14 protein-coding genes are annotated in these 16,033 nt (G+C 66.6%); 1 reads left to right on the forward strand and 13 read right to left on the reverse strand.

What is annotated here, in order from left to right; genetic code table 11:
• Nucleotides 1-1,480: DNA polymerase IV (locus ACHQ4I_RS00005; RefSeq protein ID WP_420769620.1), on the reverse strand; the 1,480-nt coding region annotated here is incomplete at its 3' end.
• Between the two features lie 396 nt (nt 1,481-1,876).
• On the opposite strand from ACHQ4I_RS00005, the gene ACHQ4I_RS00010 reads away from it, so the two are divergent.
• Nucleotides 1,877-2,752, forward strand: coding sequence for a UTP--glucose-1-phosphate uridylyltransferase (locus tag ACHQ4I_RS00010; protein ID WP_420769539.1), 876 nt, complete (start codon nt 1,877-1,879; stop codon nt 2,750-2,752).
• 10 nt (nt 2,753-2,762) lie between these two features.
• On the opposite strand, the gene ACHQ4I_RS00015 is transcribed toward ACHQ4I_RS00010, so the two are convergent.
• The 12 genes from ACHQ4I_RS00015 to murC form a co-directional block, all read right to left on the reverse strand.
• Complete coding sequence (locus ACHQ4I_RS00015) at nt 2,763-3,722, reverse strand: SMP-30/gluconolactonase/LRE family protein (RefSeq protein ID WP_420769540.1); 960 nt, start codon at nt 3,720-3,722, stop codon at nt 2,763-2,765.
• 53 nt (nt 3,723-3,775) lie between these two features.
• On the reverse strand, nt 3,776-4,306 hold the full coding sequence (locus tag ACHQ4I_RS00020; protein WP_420769541.1) for a C40 family peptidase: 531 nt from the start codon (nt 4,304-4,306) through the stop codon (nt 3,776-3,778).
• Nucleotides 4,307-4,664: 358 nt separating this feature from the next.
• Nucleotides 4,665-7,796, reverse strand: a complete 3,132-nt coding sequence (ileS, locus tag ACHQ4I_RS00025; protein WP_420769542.1) for an isoleucine--tRNA ligase — start codon at nt 7,794-7,796, stop codon at nt 4,665-4,667.
• A 293-nt stretch (nt 7,797-8,089) separates the two neighbouring features.
• Complete coding sequence (locus ACHQ4I_RS00030; RefSeq protein WP_420769543.1) at nt 8,090-8,290, reverse strand: hypothetical protein; 201 nt, start codon at nt 8,288-8,290, stop codon at nt 8,090-8,092.
• Nucleotides 8,291-8,381: 91 nt separating this feature from the next.
• Nucleotides 8,382-9,245: a DivIVA-like cell division protein Wag31 gene (gene wag31 / locus ACHQ4I_RS00035; RefSeq protein ID WP_420769544.1), complete on the reverse strand. Its 864-nt coding sequence runs from the start codon at nt 9,243-9,245 to the stop codon at nt 8,382-8,384.
• 80 nt (nt 9,246-9,325) lie between these two features.
• Nucleotides 9,326-9,616, reverse strand: coding sequence for a YggT family protein (locus ACHQ4I_RS00040; RefSeq protein ID WP_420769545.1), 291 nt, complete (start codon nt 9,614-9,616; stop codon nt 9,326-9,328).
• 125 nt (nt 9,617-9,741) lie between these two features.
• A complete protein-coding gene (locus tag ACHQ4I_RS00045) occupies nt 9,742-10,515 on the reverse strand; it encodes a cell division protein SepF (protein ID WP_420769546.1) in 774 nt (257 codons plus the stop codon).
• Between the two features lie 105 nt (nt 10,516-10,620).
• Nucleotides 10,621-11,370 (reverse strand): YggS family pyridoxal phosphate-dependent enzyme, encoded by a 750-nt coding sequence (locus tag ACHQ4I_RS00050; protein ID WP_420769547.1) that lies wholly within the window; start codon nt 11,368-11,370, stop codon nt 10,621-10,623.
• Complete coding sequence (gene pgeF, locus ACHQ4I_RS00055; RefSeq protein WP_420769548.1) at nt 11,367-12,062, reverse strand: peptidoglycan editing factor PgeF; 696 nt, start codon at nt 12,060-12,062, stop codon at nt 11,367-11,369. The genes ACHQ4I_RS00050 and pgeF overlap by 4 nt, the downstream gene beginning before the upstream one ends.
• Before the next feature lie 210 nt (nt 12,063-12,272).
• The gene (ftsZ, locus tag ACHQ4I_RS00060) at nt 12,273-13,511 is read right to left on the reverse strand and encodes a cell division protein FtsZ (protein WP_420769549.1); all 1,239 of its coding nucleotides are present in this window, start codon (nt 13,509-13,511) and stop codon (nt 12,273-12,275) included.
• Nucleotides 13,512-13,876: 365 nt separating this feature from the next.
• A complete protein-coding gene (locus tag ACHQ4I_RS00065) occupies nt 13,877-14,569 on the reverse strand; it encodes a cell division protein FtsQ/DivIB (RefSeq protein WP_420769550.1) in 693 nt (230 codons plus the stop codon).
• A 6-nt stretch (nt 14,570-14,575) separates the two neighbouring features.
• Nucleotides 14,576-16,015 carry a UDP-N-acetylmuramate--L-alanine ligase gene (gene murC, locus ACHQ4I_RS00070; RefSeq protein WP_420769621.1) on the reverse strand — a complete coding sequence of 480 codons (1,440 nt, stop codon included), beginning with the start codon at nt 16,013-16,015 and terminating at the stop codon, nt 14,576-14,578.
• Nucleotides 16,016-16,033: the final 18 nt, after the last annotated feature.

The following is a 16,033-nucleotide window of genomic DNA, read 5'->3' on the forward strand; positions in this document are numbered from 1 at the left end:
CCGCCGATCCGCCCGAAGCCCCCTCACCGCCCGCCGGTCCACCCGAAGGCCCCGGACCGTGCGCCGCCTCAACGCCTGCCAGTCCGACCGACGCCCCCGCGCCGAGCGCCGTCTCGACGCCCGCCGGTCCACCCGATCCCGCCGCGCCAAGCGACGCCTCGACGACCGCCGGTCCACCCGAAACCCCCTCACCGCCAGCCAGGCCACTCGACACTCCCGCGCCGAGCGCAACACCCGCCACTCCGCCCGAAGCCCCCGCGCCGAGCGCCGGTCCACCCGTCGCCCCCGCGCCATGTGCCACCCCGACGCCCGCCGGTCCGCCCGAAGTCCCCGCTGCACGCATCGCCCCACCAGCCGACTGGCCGCCCTCGGCTGCGGACGGCTCCGCCTGTGCACCCCAAGCATTGCCTTCCCGGACGCCCGCGTGCTCGACCGGAGCCTGATCCAGTTCCGGAAACAGTGATTCCTGCCGGACCGTCGATAGGCCGCCGTAGCCGACTCCGACCAGCCGGATCGGCCCGAGTTCGGTCGGATCGATGGCCGAGCGCTGCGCGGCGGTTGTCAGGGTGGCCAGCTCCGTTGTCGCGTACGGCAGCGTGAACGACCTGGTCACGATGCTCATATCGGATTTCTTCAGCTTCAGCACGACCGTGCGCGCGGCGCGCCCGTCCTTTTCCAGGCGACGGTGCGCGGCCGCCGCCATCGTCTCGATGGCCGGGCGCAGCTGGGCCATCGAGACGATATCGGTCTCGTAGGTGGTCTCGGCGCTGATCTGTTTGGCCTCGGCACGCTCGGTCACCGGGCGGTCGTCGATCCCGCGGGCCAGGCGGTGCAGTGCCGCGCCGACACTGCCGCCGAGGATGGAGACCGCCTCCAATTCCGGTAGCGCGGCGAAGGCGCCGACGGTCTCGATGCCGAGGGAGCGCAAGCGGCTCTCGGCCACCGGACCGATACCCCACAGCTTGCGCACCGGCAGGCCAGCAAGCAGTTGCTGCTGTTCGTCCGGCGAAATCACCCGCACCCCATCGGGTTTGGCCATCCCGGAGGCGATCTTGGCGAGCTGCTTGCCGGTACCGGCGCCCACCGAGGCGACCAGCCCGGTCCGCTCCCGCACCAGCGCGCGCAGCTCCTCACAGAATTCGCGCACCCGTTCGACCGTCGCCCCCGCCAATTCCTCGGGTTCCGCGAAAGCCTCGTCGAACGACAGCGTCTCCAGCACCGGAATGCGGCTGCGCAGCGCGTCGAACACCCGCGCGCTCACCACGCTGTAGACCGCACCGCGCGGCGGCACCACCACCGCGGTAACCCCGACCAGCCGCCGCGCCTGATGCATCGGCATCGCCGAGCGCGCACCGAACACCCGCGCCTCATAGCTCGCCCCCGCGACCACCCCACGCCCACCGGTACCACCGACCAGCACCGGGCGTCCACGCAGCGTCGGCCGGGTCAACTGCTCGACCGAAGCGAAGAAGGCGTCCATATCAATGTGCAACACCCACCGCCGGGCCGTGCGCGCCCCCGCATCCCCCACCTCGCCCCGCGGGGCCACAGCGCCGTCGTCAGTGCTCACGCCGCGAAATCTACGCGTCCCCACCGACACCTCAGCCCACCCGCACACGATCAACCGGACAAACTCGTGCGCGGCGCGCCGATTCATCGCATGGGCGGACAACCTGGGCGTCGGATGTGCATCGGCCGCGTAATTACTGCGAAATTGCTGCCGATCTCGAGAGTGCCACGGCCGGCCGAGCGCGCCGCGCGGGGCAGGCGGACCGCCTGTGACCTGGTCTGATTCCAATGTGTTGCCGCCCCGGCGCGACCTGCCGAAGCCCGGGATCGCAGGGTCGGACCCGCCCCGGTATGTGATGATCGGACCATGAAGATCCGCAAGGCCGTGATACCGGCCGCCGGAATCGGCTCCCGGCTGCTCCCGCTGACCAAGGCCATCCCCAAGGAGATGCTGCCGGTCGGCGACAAGCCGGTCATCGAGCACACCGTCCGTGAGTTGGTGGCGTCGGGAATCACCGATATCACCATCGTGGTCAGTGGCGGAAAGTCCTTGATCCAGGACCATTTCCGCCCCAACCCGGCGCTGGTCGCCCAGCTACGCGCCGACGGCAAGACCGCATACGCCGACGCCGTGGAAGAGGTCGGCGAACTGTCCAGGCTCGGTCACATCACCTACCTCGACCAGCACGGCCCCTACGGCAACGGCACCCCGGTGCTCAATGCCGCCCGCAATCTCGGCGACGAGCCCATGCTGGTGCTGTGGCCCGACGACGTCTTCGTCGCCGGCGTCCCGCGCGCACAGCAGTTGATCGACGCCTACGAGACGACCGGCGCCCCGGTGCTCGCGCTGATGCCGATGAATCCGGCCGAATCGCAGCGCTACGGCGTCCCGGTCGTCGCCGACGACCACGGCAACGGTCTGCTGCGCATCACCGGTCTGCGGGAGAAGCCCAAACCCGAGGACGCGCCGTCGAACTTCGCCGCGATCGGCGGCTATGTCGTCACCCCCGGCATCATCTGCGAGCTGCGCAGACAGACCGAGCAATGGTACGAACACCGCACCGGCGAGGTGTATCTCACCGATGCGATCAACGTGCACGCCGCCGATAACCCGGTCTTCGGCCAGGTCATCCGGGGCCGCTGGTACGACACCGGCAACCCGGCCGACTACCTGGTCGCCCAATTCGCCTCGGCGCTGGCCCATCCGCAGTACGGTCCGCTACTTCGCCAGCTCGTCGACTGAATCGGGTCGCTCAGGGCAGGGCGACGGTGGCGACCTTATCGTCGGCCATCGCGGGCACGATCAGGTTCTTCCCGGCCCCGTCGAGGGTGAAATCGGCTGGGCCGTGCAGATCCTGGGGCAACTTGACGCTCGACACCTCGGTGCCGTCGGTGCGATAGATCTTGATCGTGCCGGGCACCGGCTTATCCAAGGACACCCAATCCGATACCGCGAGATCACCGTTGGGCAGCAGTGCGATGCCATCGAAAATTCCGTGCACCGTACCGACCTTGCCCACGGCGGCCGGAGCGTGCCCGACACCGAACTTGTACAGATCGCCGCCTACGAACCCCGCACCGACCGCCGCGACATAGGCGGTCTTGCTCGACTTGTCGATCACGATGCCGTTGGCGCCCGGAATCGACGTGGTCAGCGTGCCGAACTTCTTGCTCTCGATATCGAGCTGGTACACCGAACCGCGCACCGTATCGGTGACGAGCAGGGTCTTATCGTCCAGCACCGCGATGTCATTGAGCAGCGACGCGGCATCGCCGCCCACCGGGGCCTCGAAGACCTGTCCCAGCGTGTCGACGTCATAGCCGACGACGCGGTCGATATCGGCGACGAACACCTTGTTGTCCGCGAAGGCCATCCCCTTGGGCGCGTTGAGCGGCGGATCTCCCGCACGCGGAATCGCCTTGCGCTCGATCACCTTTCCGGTCGCGTCCAGCCGCGACAGAAAACCGTCGCGGTCCTTGGTCATCGGCTCCTGCGCGGCGCCGATATTCGACACGAACCACTTGTCCCCGGCGATCAGCACACTCTCCGGCTTCGAGAAGCCGTCCACCACACCGGGTGCCGCGGCGGCCGCATCCTTCTTGTCGCCGCCACAGCCGGTTACCGCCGCGACGAGCAGTAGCGCACCGGCGATTCCACCCGCCGCTCGCACTACCGATCCGCTACGCACACCGATCACCATCTCGTTCCCCATCGTTTCCGTTTCCGCGCAACCGCGCTGGTCGGTGGAAACGTAGCCGATCAGGATCAGAAACGACGGATCGTGTAGATGTCGAATTCGCTGAGCGGGTGCAGACCGACCGGGATGCCCCAGTCGTGCGCGTCGAGGATCTGGCCGCGTCCAGCGTAGATGCCGACGTGGGAGGCATCGTCGTTCAAGATGACGACATCGCCGAGCGACAGCGCCGCGAACGGGACGGCGGCGCCGACCTTGGCCTGCTGGTAGGTGGTACGCGGGAGATGCACGCCCACCTGACGGAATGCCCACTGGACCAGTCCCGAGCAGTCCCAGGTGAACGGACCGGTGCCGCCCCATTCGTAGGGCTTGCCGATCTGAGTGGTGGCCGCGGCCAACGCACCGAGTCCGGCGATGCTCGGCAACGGCAGAGCCGCGGAGCCGCTGGAACTGCCGGACCCAGAGCCGGAGCCGGAGCCACCCGAACCGGAGGCGCTTCCGGTGCCGGCGCATACCGGTCCGGCCAGTACGAGCATCGCCACGGCGGATACCAGAAACCCGATGGCTATCCGGCGCAATGCCCCTTTGTGCCCGCTGATCATGTGTGCTCGCCCCTTCCGTCGACCCGGCTTCCGCGCGGCACCGGCCTCGACGTCGGGGATGGAACCGCGCGCACAGCACCTGCGCTCATCACGTATCTGATTGCGGCGCAAGGTATTTCAGGTACAGCAGTCCAAGCACGAACATTCACTGCCGCCACAGGGGTATACCTGCGCATCAGCAGCAACATTGCAGATTGTGCCGGGCATTGTGCGGGCACGACAAGGAAATCAGCTATTTCCTGGCATGTGATATACGTCACATGAAACGGGCAAGCAGCCCGAATACGAGCCGGGGCGGGACCTCATGGTCCCGCCCCGACCGCGGATCGAAAGACCCAGCTAACGCCGACGCGCCGGGTCAGACCTTGGCGATCGACACCCGCACACCACCGACGATATCGGCGGCGGCCGCACCCGGATCGCCGAAACTCAGCTCGGTAGCCAGGATTTCACCCGCGATGAGGTCACGGTGCGCCTGCGCCCATGCCTGCTTATCCGCGGGCACCTCGAGCACCACGGTGATGCGGTCGGATACATCCAGCCCCAGGGACTTTCGCGTCTCCTGCAGATCGCGGATCACATCGCGCGCCCAGCCCTCGGCCTCGAGTTCCTCGGTCACCACCGAATCGAGCACGACCAGACCCGCATTGCCGGGCAGAGCCGCCGTGGACTCCGGTTCGGCCGCGACCAGACGCTGGGTGTACTCCTCCGGCAGCAGTTCGATGCCCGCCGCGATGACCACACCGTCGGCGTTCTCGGACCATTCGCCCGCCTTCACCGCCTTGATCACCGTCTGCACATCCTTGCCAAGGCGCGGGCCAGCGGCACGGGCGTTCACGACCAACTCGAATCGGCCGTGCACGGCGACATCGGTGGTCAGGTCGACCTTCTTGACGTTCACCTCGTCGGCGATGATGTCGGCGAAGGGCCGCATCCGCTCGGCGTCGGGCGCGGCGATGGTTACCTCGGCCAGCGGCAGGCGCACCCGCAGGTTCTGCGCCTTGCGCAGGCTCAGCACCGTCGAGCAGACCACCCGGACCTCGTCCATGGCGGCCACCAACTCCGGATCGTCGGGCAGCGCACCCTCCTTCGGCCAATCGGCGAGATGCACCGATTCGCCGCCGGTGAGCCCGCGCCAGATCACCTCGGAGATCAGCGGCAGCAGTGGCGCGGCCAGCCGGGTGACCACCTCGAGCACCGTATGCAGCGTGTCGACGGCGTCGCGGTCCTCCTCCCAGAAGCGCGAACGCGACCGGCGCACGTACCAATTGGTCAGCGCGTCGGCGAACGAGCGCAATTCCTCGCAGGCGCCCGCGATGTCGTAGACCTCGAGCGCCTCGGTCATCGCATCCCGGGTCGCGGCGAGCTTGGCCAGGATGTAGCGGTCCAGCACATGCGGCGAATCCGTGCGCCACACACCGGATTTCGAGGCGTACAGCTGCAGGAAGGTCCACGCGTTCCACAGCGGGCGCAGCGCATGGCTGACACCCTCGCGGATACCGCGCTCGGTGACGATGAGATTGCCGCCGCGCAGGATCGGCGAACTCATCAGGAACCAGCGCATCGCATCGGAGCCGTCCCGGTCGAACACCTCGTTCACATCCGGGTAGTTGCCCTTGGACTTGCTCATCTTCAGCCCGTCGTCACCGAGCACGATGCCGTGCGCGGCAACGGTTTTGAAGGCCGGGCTGTCGAACAGCGCGGTCGAGAGCACGTGCAGGGTGTAGAACCAGCCGCGGGTCTGCCCGTTGTACTCGACGATGAAATCGCCGGGGAAGTGGTTGTCGAACCAGTCCTTGTTCTCGAACGGGTAATGCACCTGGGCGTAGGGCATCGAACCGGACTCGAACCAGCAGTCCAACACCTCCGGCACCCGGCGCATGGTCGACTTGCCGGTCGGGTCATCGGGATTCGGCCGCGTCAGCTCATCGATCATCGGCCGGTGCAGATCGGCCGGGCGCACGCCGAAGTCGCGCTCCAGCTCGTCGAGCGAGCCGTACACGTCGGTGCGCGGATAGGCCGGATCATCGGACACCCAGACCGGGATCGGGCTGCCCCAGTAGCGGTTGCGGCTGATATTCCAGTCCCGCGCGCCCTCGAGCCACTTGCCGAACTGGCCGTCACGGATGTGCTCGGGCACCCAGGTGATCTGCTTGTTCAGCTCGACCATCCGGTCCCGGAATTTGGTCACCGCGACGAACCAGGACGGCACCGCCATATAGATCAGCGGCTGGCCGGAGCGCCAGCTGTGCGGGTAGGAGTGCTCGATCGTCTCGTGCCGCAGCAGCTTTCCGGCCGCCTTGAGGTCCTTGATGATCACCGGGTTGGCGTCGAAGACCATCAGGCCCTCATACGGCGGCACCATCGAGGTGAATTTGCCGCCCGGATCCAGCGGCTGCACCAGCTCGATGCCATTGGCCGCGGCGACGTCCATATCCTCCTCACCGAAGGCCGGTGCGAGGTGCACGATTCCGGTGCCGGAGTCGGTGGTCACATAGTCGGCGTTCAGCACGCGGTGCGCGTTCGGATGGCCGACGAAGAAGTCGAACGGCGGGGTATACGACAGATCCGCGAGAGCCGCGCCATCGAACTCGCCGAGAACAACTGGCTCCTCGCCGAATTCGCGGGCGTAGTGCGAGACCCGTTCGGCGGCCAGCAGATAGCGCTTGCCGTCGGTGGCGCGCACGTGCACGTAGCGCACATCCGGATGCACCGCGATCGCCAGGTTCGACGGCAGCGTCCACGGCGTGGTGGTCCAGATCAGCGCGTTCGCGCCGTCGAGTTCGCGCAGCGGATGCTCGCCGGGCACGCGCAGCACCATATCCACGGTGACGGCCGGGTCCTGACGCATCTTGTAGGCGTCGTCGAGGCGGGTTTCCTGATTCGACAGCGGAGTCTGCTCGTACCAGCTGTAGGGCAGCACCCGGAAGCCCTGGTAGATCAGGCCCTTCTCGTGCAGCGACTTGAACGCCCACATCACCGACTCCATGAAGTCGAGATCCAACGTCTTGTAGTCGTTGTCGAAGTCGACCCAGCGGGCCTGACGCGTCACATAATCGCGCCATTCACCGGTGTAGCGCAGCACCGAGGATTTACAGGCCGCGTTGAATTCCGCGAGCCCCATAGCATCGATCTGTGATTTGTCCGTGATACCGAGCTGCTTTTCCGCTTCGATTTCCGCGGGCAGTCCGTGACAGTCCCAGCCGAAACGCCGATCGACCCGCTTGCCGCGCATCGTCTGGAAACGTGGGACGAGATCCTTGACGTAGCCGGTGAGCAGATGTCCGTAATGTGGCAATCCGTTGGCAAACGGCGGACCATCGTAGAAGACGAACTCCGCCGCACCCGAGCGGTTCTCGATGCTGGCGCGGAAGGTGTCGTCGGCTGCCCAAGCGTCGAGCACACGACGCTCCAGGTCCGGGAAGGATGCCCCGCTGCCAGCACCCAGATCGACGCGCGGGTATGCGCTGCTGGAAGGTTCGTCCGCCATCGCGGATGCGTCTCCTCGTGCCGCCGCGCCGTAGCGCGTATGTGTCAGCACGGGGACGATGACGACGCCCGTTGCGTCGAAACCGCGGTACCACCCCGCTTGCCCGGGAGCCGCGCACGATCCGCGCAACCACCAGGACCTCTCGTTATGAGCTGTGACGGGCTCACCCGTTCGGTTCTACTGAGCGCGCGTGGCGCACCGTTCTTCCGAAGACTCCCCGGTGATGGCCGGATCGACGCCGTGTACATGTTTGATTCTAACCAGTGCGGTCAAACCACTTCGTAGTGGCCACTTCACCGCTTCGCATGCCGCCCGGGTGGCGGCGCGGTATCGCCGTCCGAACTTCGCATGGAGAGCGCACTAACCAGCAACAGCACAGCACCAACGACACAGACGAGGATGCACCCCCAGGCCCACAGCACCGACCCGGTGGTCAGCGCGGCCACTAGCAGGGCGAATCCGATCGCGGCAAGGACGAGCGTCAAGACGAGCATGATGACCCCCTAGGCATGCCAGGCGGCTCGGCAGGTACCTCTAGCTGCTCGAACAGCAACTACAGCAGAGAGATGTCTCTCTACTACGAGATTACTTGCCGCCCTTGGCGAACGATGCCGGAGCAAGATTGTTCGCGGTATTGGCGTCGACGAAGGCCTCGCCGCCGTCGACCGGAACGGCCGAGCCACGGTTCTCCAGCTCCTCGAGCTGCGATTCCAGGTACGACTTCAGCCGCACTCGGTATTCCCGCTCGAAGGTCTTGAGCTGCTCGATCCGGCTCTCCAGCACGCTGCGCTGCTGGGTGATGGTGGCCATGATCTCGGTGTGCTTGCGCTCGGCATCGGCCTGCAGCGCGTCGGCCTTCTCCTTGGCCTGCCGTAGCTGGTTGTCCGAACGGGTCTGCGCATCCGAGAGCATCGCGTCCGACTTCTGGCGGGCATCGGCGATCATCGCTTCCGAGCGGGTCCTCGCATCGCCGACCAGGCGTTCGGAATTGGCACGCGCGTTGGAGAGCAGGTTCTCCGCTTCGAGCTTCGCATCGCTGGTCAGCCGGTCCGCCATCTCCTGGGCGAGGCTGAGCACCTTGGCCGCCTGCAGATTCGCATCGGCGCTCGGCGACTCCTTGGCTACCGGCGCGGCGACGGGCATCGGGGGCGGCGGCGGGGCCTGCTGCACCGGGGGTTTGATGGGCTCGGGCTGTGGTGGCGGGGCTTGCTGTACCGGCGCCTTGACCGGGTTCGGTTGGGCCGGAGGGCGATTCTTCTTGGCGTCGGCCAGTTCGGCATCTAGCTCGGCGACCCGCTGCCGCAGGTCAGCGTTCTCCTCGATCAGACGCGAGAGCTCCTGCTCCACAAGATCCAGGAACGCGTCTACTTCATCCTCGTTGTAGCCGCGCTTCCCGATCGGCGGTTTGCTGAACGCGACGTTGTGCACATCGGCTGGGGTCAGCGGCATGGAAGGATCCCTTCGCGCGTCTTTTGGAGATCTAGCAGATCTAGCAAGCTATCTTCTCGGTTCATTCTGTCACACCGGGGCTACCCGTCGGCGTGGCCGCCCACAAACGTCATCGAGATGAAGACGACGAAAAGCAGGACCATAATCGACAGATCGAGTCGAATTCCTCCCAATGACACCGGTGGTATCAACCGCCTCAGGAGTTTCACCGGAGGATCGGTGATCGTGAAGATCACCTCGAGGACCACGACGACGAAGCCGCTAGGGCGCCAGTCGCGGGCAAAGCTACGGATGAACTCGACGATCACTCGGCTGATCAACAACAGCCAGAAGATGAACAGTACGAAGTACAGCACCGCGAACAAGGCCACGACCTCACTCTGCCCCAAAATCCGCGTCGCGCAAAATGACCACACCGCCCGCGACTGCTCGCACGTCGCTCGAAAAGATCGCCCCGATACGCAACGGGTCTAACAGAACCCCCCGGATCAAAGCGCTATTTCTGGTTGTAGAAGCCGGTTTCGGCGATCCTGCGACGTTCTTCGGCCGAGACGTCCACATCGGCGGGTGAGAGCAGGAACACTTTGGTCGCGACCTTGTCGAATGACCCACGCAGGGCGAAAGCCAGACCGGCGGCGAAGTCGACCAGCCGCTTCGCGTCGGCGTTGCTCAGGTCGACCAGATCCATGATCACCGGGTTGCCCTCGCGGAAGCGCTCACCGATGATGCGGGCCTCGCTGTAGTCGCGCGGGCGCAGCGTCGTGATCTTGGACAAGGGACCTCCGTCCTCGAAGATCCCAGGCCGACGCGCGGGGGCGGGTTCGGGGCGCACGCGCTCCTGCCGACGCTCCTCGGCCTCGGGATCGACGGCGAGCGCACCTCTGGTGGCTCCCCGTAGCATCGGCGCGTTACCGCCAGCACGGAATCGGGACGCGGTCGGCGCGGTATCGATTCTGGTGGGACGAGGCCGCGCGTCATAGCGATCGTCGGTATAGGGCTCGTCGACGTAATCGTCGCGCCGCGATACCGGATAACCCGCCTTGTACGGCGACTTGTACGCGGGCTCAGGGTAATCCGGCTCATCGTCGTATCGGTCATCGGCATAGCGGTCCGCGCCGTATCCGGCGCGCTCGGAGTAGTCACGGGGCCGGGGTCGACGCGAGCCACGCTCGTCCACACCCCGGGGGGCGGGCTCGGCGACATAGTCGTCTTCGTAATCCTCGAGCGGAACCATGCCGAAGTACGCCTTGAACTTGTGCAGCGTGCTCATTTCATAGACCTTCCTTCGGCCCCGGTGGCGGCCGGGTGTTGAAGTCTTGCTCAGTCCTCTGCAGTCCCAGCATATGTGTCAAATGTGACTGATGAGGTTTCTTTGCTACGCCGAGGTTATCGGTCGAGCGCCCATCAAGGCGGTACCGACACGCACACAGGTCGAACCGTGTTCTATCGCCGATTCCAGATCGCCCGACATTCCGGCGGAGAGTTCGACGGCCTCGGGATGATTCGCTCGTACCAGCGCGTGCAAATGTGCAAGGCGTGCAAAAGCGTCGGCGGGCATGGCGTCCAGCGGGGGAATCGCCATCAGGCCCGCGAGCCGCAGTCCCGCCGCGGCGGCCACCCGATCCGTCAGTGCCACAAGATCTTCGGGGGCGACGCCACCGCGACCCGGGTCGTCGTCGAGGCTCACCTGGACCAGCACCCGAACAGGTTCGGTGCGCTCCCCGGCGTCCAATGCGGCCCGTGCCGCGGCGTCAAGGGCCGTTGCCAGGCGTTCGCTGTCCACCGAGTGCACGGTGTGCGCCCAGCGCGCGACGATGCGCGCCTTGTTGCGCTGCAGTCGACCGATCATGTGCCAGGCCACATCCGGCAGGGCGGCCAGTTCGGCGACCTTCGCGGTGGCCTCCTGCTCCCTCGATTCGCCGAATTCCCTACAGCCCAAGCGGTACAGGATCGCGACGTCGCTGGCGGGGAAGAACTTCGTCACGGGCAGCAGCCGCACCGATCCGGGATCACGCCCTGCCGCTTGACAAGCCGCCCCTATGCGTTTGTTCAGATCGGCGAGGTTCGCCGCCAGTTCGGCGGTCCGGCCGTCCATCGCCTCGGCCGCAACGGATTCCGTACTCATGCGCCCGCCTGCATCCAGATCACCCCGGCGATGCGGCCGGTCGGCGCACCGCGGCGATGACTGAACAGGGTCTTGTCCTCGATCGTGCAGCGCGGGTCGACGGCGACCGCGCCGATCCCGGCCTCGGTGAGCTGGCGCCGAATTCCGGCGCGCAGGTCGAGTCCGGGTGTGCCGCGCACGGTGGTGGTCGCACTGCCGGGCAGATGCGCCTCGACATCGGCGCGCATCGCGGCGGGGACCTCGTACTGCCTGCCCGAGGCCGCCGGGCCGAGGAAGGCGCCGGTCCGCTCGAGGCGGGCACCCACCGAAACCATCGCGTCCAGCACCCGCGGCACAATGCCGATGCGCGCGCCGATCCGTCCGGCGTGCACCGCCGCGATCACGCCCGCCTCGTCATCGGATAGCAGAATCGGCACACAGTCCGCGGTGAGCACCACCAGAGCCAGACCCGGCACAGTCGTCACCAGTGCGTCGGTGGCGGGCACCGGCGCATCCCGTGGCCCATCGATGATTTCGACGTTGCGCCCGTGGATCTGTTCCATCCACACCAGCCGATCCGGCGTCAGGCCGATTCCCTCGGCCAGCCGGTCCCGGTTCCGTTGCACGGCCGCCGGGTCATCCCCCACATGATCCCCGAGATTGAACGAATCGTACGGCGGCGCCGAGAAACCGCCCGCTCTAGTGGTCGTCACTCGTCGAACGGTCGATGTCGGCGCTGCTCCCCCGCCTCCCCGGAACTTTTGCCGGTCGTCGAGCGCGTCAACGGCGCCGTCGCGGACCGGCAGTCGTGTGCCCGGCTGGGTGCTCGGCGTACCCGTCGAGTTACCCATGTACGTGCGAGATCAGTTGTTGCTTGGGCATACCGCCCAGTGTGCCAGTTCGATCTACCGATTTGTTCTTGGCTACCGACGCATGAACGACGGCACGTCGACGTCGTCGTCGTCATCGGAATCGGGCGGATCGATGTGCGAGCGCGAGTTGTGCGCCACGGTCGGCTCGGCCAGTGTGCGGGCCCGCTCGGAATCGCGGTAGCTGGGCACGGCACCCCGGGTGGAGCTGTGTTGACCTGCGGCGGAAGCGGTTTCGGCACGCGTGGACGCGGCGATCTCGCTGGTCCGGCTGCTCTGGCCGATCTCACCGGCCCGGCCCGAGCCGATCGCGCCGCGGCCCGCCTCGAAGGTGCGTCGGGCCGGGCCGCCGCCGTCGAAACCGGCCGCGATCACCGTGACGCGAACCTCATCGCCGAGCGAATCATCGATGACGGTACCGAAGATGATATTCGCCTCGATATGCGCGGCCTCCTGCACCAGCGAGGCCGCCTCGTTGATTTCGAACAGACCCAGATCCGAACCGCCCGCGATCGAGAGCAGCACGCCGTGCGCACCGTCCATCGATGCCTCGAGCAGCGGCGAATTGATCGCCGATTCGGCGGCCTTGACCGAACGGCCCTCGCCGCGCGCCGAGCCGATGCCCATCAAAGCGCTGCCCGCGCCGGACATCACGCTCTTCACGTCGGCGAAGTCGACGTTGATCAGACCCGGGGTGGTGATCAGATCGGTAATGCCCTGCACACCGTTGAGCAGCACCTCGTCCGCGGAACGGAAGGCGTCCATCAGGCTGACCGCGGCATCGCCGAGCTGCAGCAGCCGATCGTTCGGGATGACGATGAGCGTGTCGCAGGATTCGCGCAGCAGGTTGATGCCCACCTCGGCCTGGTTGCCACGCCGCTTGCCCTCGAAGGAAAACGGACGCGTGACCACACCGATGGTGAGGGCGCCGAGCTTGCGCGCGATGCTGGCGACGACGGGCGCGCCACCGGTACCGGTGCCGCCGCCCTCGCCCGCGGTGACGAAGACCATGTCGGCGCCCTTGAGCACCTCTTCGATCTCGTCCTTGTGATCCTCGGCGGCCTTGCGGCCGACCTCCGGGTCGGCACCGGCGCCGAGGCCGCGCGTGAGCTCACGGCCGACGTCGAGCTTGACGTCGGCATCGCTCATCAGCAGCGCCTGCGCGTCGGTGTTGACCGCGATGAACTCGACTCCCTTGAGTCCCTGTTCGATCATCCGGTTGACGGCATTCACACCGCCGCCGCCGATACCGACGACCTTGATCACAGCAAGGTAGTTGTGCGGGGGCGTCATGGGCCTTCGCCTTCCTTCGATCTAAAGTCTGTCGTTTTCGGATTCTCGACATTCGGCCTATGGAAACCCCGGTTGTTTCGCTCCGGCAGTTTCGCGAAGTGCTCCACCGTCCGAGCAAACCCTAAACCTCAACCATAGGGTTAGCGTTATGTCAAGTATCCGACTGCTGCGGAACGCTATTCGCAGCCGCCGCGATAGGCGCGCAGGCGCGCCGAAACGAGTGCGGAGAATCTTGTGTGATCTCGCTCGTGTCGCCGCACAACACTCGTATCGTGGACGGTTGCCCCCAAACCCCCGGTCTCGCTGGCCTGTTCCCACTGCGGTCACAGTTCCATCGAAAATCCCCTGGGCACAATGGGTATCGATCACTTTACCGTGACCAGATTCGGACTCGAAACATCGAACACCGTTCCATCGCGGGTCAGCAGCGGCATTACCACTGCCGCCTTGCGTTCCGCGTCATTGGTTCCTCCCCACAGTACCGTGCGACCGTCGCGCAGGTTGAGCGAAATATCCGAAATCGACCGCGCGACAACCTCGTCCACCTGAATGACCAAAGCCGCAGGCAGTACCGACATTACCGAGACCGCCGCGCGGGTGACCGGATCGTCGCCGCCGGGATGGGCGGTATCGAGCTTCGGAACACCGATCGGCGATACCTCGATCGCGAACTCCACACCCTCGGTATCCATCAGATGCGCGCCCTGCGGGCTGTCCCAGAACAATACGGGCGTGCGCTCCACGACCGTCACCTTGACCGTGGACGGAAATACCCGTTGCACCCGGGCGGTGCGCACCTTCGTAATGCTCGCCACCCGCCGCGCCATCGCATCGGTGTCGATGCGCAACATCGAGCGCCCCGACGGGATCTCGAGTTTGTCGCGCACCTCTTGTTCGGGCACCGCGGCCGCTCCGTCGATCTCGACGGTGCTCACCGACAGCGCGGGCGTGAACCAGGCCACCACGGCGAGAACGGTAAGGACGCATACGCCGAGCAAACTCCACAGCCGCAACCGTCCCCGGTGTTGTGCGCCGAACCAGTCACCCGCGGTTCGCATCGCGGGTCACCGCCCGTATTGCGGACGCGCTCGCAGACCGTCGAGGATCTGGCTGCCCAGCATCGTCACATCGCCGGCGCCCATGGTGATCACGACATCACCGGCCAGCGCGAGTCCGGCGACCTGACGGCCGACCCGCGACATATCCGGCTGGTAGTGCACGGGTTTGGTGACGGCTTGGGCGACCAATGCGCCATTGACGCCCGGCAGCGGCTTCTCCCGCGCGCCGTAGACATCGAGCACGACGACCTCGTCGGCGAGGCTCAGCGCCGCGCCGAAATCCTGGGCGAAGGTGGCGGTGCGGCTGTAGAGGTGCGGCTGGAAGACCACGATGACCCGGCCCTGCCGGGAGCGGGCGCCGTCGCGGGCCTCCTGCTGCACCAGTTCGGCCGCGGCGCCGAGTACGGCCCGCACCTCGGTCGGGTGGTGGGCGTAATCGTCGAAGACCCGCACGCCGTTTTCCCGGCCCGAGAACTGGAACCGGCGGTGCACACCGCCGAAACCCTCCAGCCCCTGGACGATTTCGTCGACGTCGGCGCCCGCGGCCCGCGCGGCGAGCAGCGCGGCCAGCGCGTTCAGCGCCATATGCCGACCGGGTACCGACAGTCGCAGGGTGCGCGGCGCCGCCTCGTCGGCGAGCTGGAATTGGGCAAGTCCGCCGACATCGCGCGGCTCCCAGCTGTGCAGGCGCACGCCGACCGGCACCGGCGCGTCGGGCAGTTCACCCGATCCGTAGCCGAGCACCCGGACGTTCTTCTCCGCCAAGCGCGCACCGACCCGCTCGGCCAGCGCCCGCGAACCGGGATCGTCCAGACACACCACCAGCAGGCCGCCCGGACCGAGACGATCGGCGAAATCGTCGAAGACCTGGACGTAGGCCTCATCGGAGCCGAAGAAGTCCAGGTGATCGGATTCGATATTGGTGACCACGGCGACATCCGGGTCGTATTGCAGCAGTGAGCCATCGCTCTCGTCGGCCTCGGCGACGAAGATCTCGCCGGTGCCGTGGTGGGCGTTGGTGCCCGCCTCGTTGAGTTCGCCGCCGACGGCGAAGGACGGGTCGAAGCCGCAGTGCTGCAACGACACGATCAGCATCGAGGTGGTGGAGGTCTTGCCGTGCGTGCCGGAGACCAGCAGGGTGCGATGCCCCTGCATCAGCGATGCGAGCACGGCGGGGCGCAGCAGCACCGGAATATCACGCCGATTCGCTTCCACCAGTTCGGGATTGGTCTTCGGAATGGCGGCGTAGGTGGTGACCACCGCGGTCGGCCCGCCGGGCAGCAGGTCGAGGGCGCTGGCATCGTGACCGATGCGCACCTGGGCGCCGCGCGCCCGCAATGCGAGCACGCCGCGGCTCTCCTTGGCGTCCGAACCGGAGACCGACCCACCGCGCGCGAGCAGGATGCGCGCGATTCCGGACATTCCGGCTCCGCCGATCCCGACCATGTGCACGCGCGCCAATTC

This window comes from Nocardia nepalensis (genome assembly GCF_048910785.1).
Lineage (GTDB): Bacteria > Actinomycetota > Actinomycetes > Mycobacteriales > Mycobacteriaceae > Nocardia > Nocardia nepalensis.

Excerpts from the sequence above, each read along its gene's own strand:
- ACHQ4I_RS00015 (WP_420769540.1), bottom strand. The coding sequence starts at position 3,722 with ATGGGGAACGAGATGGTGATCGGTGTGCGTAGCGGATCGGTAGTGCGA.
- ileS (WP_420769542.1), bottom strand. The coding sequence starts at position 7,796 with ATGGCGGACGAACCTTCCAGCAGCGCATACCCGCGCGTCGATCTGGGT.
- ftsZ (WP_420769549.1), bottom strand. The coding sequence starts at position 13,511 with ATGACGCCCCCGCACAACTACCTTGCTGTGATCAAGGTCGTCGGTATC.
- murC (WP_420769621.1), bottom strand. The coding sequence starts at position 16,015 with ATGGTCGGGATCGGCGGAGCCGGAATGTCCGGAATCGCGCGCATCCTG.
- ACHQ4I_RS00020 (WP_420769541.1), bottom strand. The coding sequence starts at position 4,306 with ATGATCAGCGGGCACAAAGGGGCATTGCGCCGGATAGCCATCGGGTTT.
- ACHQ4I_RS00010 (WP_420769539.1), top strand. The coding sequence starts at position 1,877 with ATGAAGATCCGCAAGGCCGTGATACCGGCCGCCGGAATCGGCTCCCGG.
- ACHQ4I_RS00065 (WP_420769550.1), bottom strand. The coding sequence starts at position 14,569 with ATGCGAACCGCGGGTGACTGGTTCGGCGCACAACACCGGGGACGGTTG.
- ACHQ4I_RS00045 (WP_420769546.1), bottom strand. The coding sequence starts at position 10,515 with ATGAGCACGCTGCACAAGTTCAAGGCGTACTTCGGCATGGTTCCGCTC.
- wag31 (WP_420769544.1), bottom strand. The coding sequence starts at position 9,245 with ATGCCGCTGACCCCAGCCGATGTGCACAACGTCGCGTTCAGCAAACCG.
- ACHQ4I_RS00030 (WP_420769543.1), bottom strand. The coding sequence starts at position 8,290 with ATGCTCGTCTTGACGCTCGTCCTTGCCGCGATCGGATTCGCCCTGCTA.
- ACHQ4I_RS00050 (WP_420769547.1), bottom strand. The coding sequence starts at position 11,370 with ATGAGTACGGAATCCGTTGCGGCCGAGGCGATGGACGGCCGGACCGCC.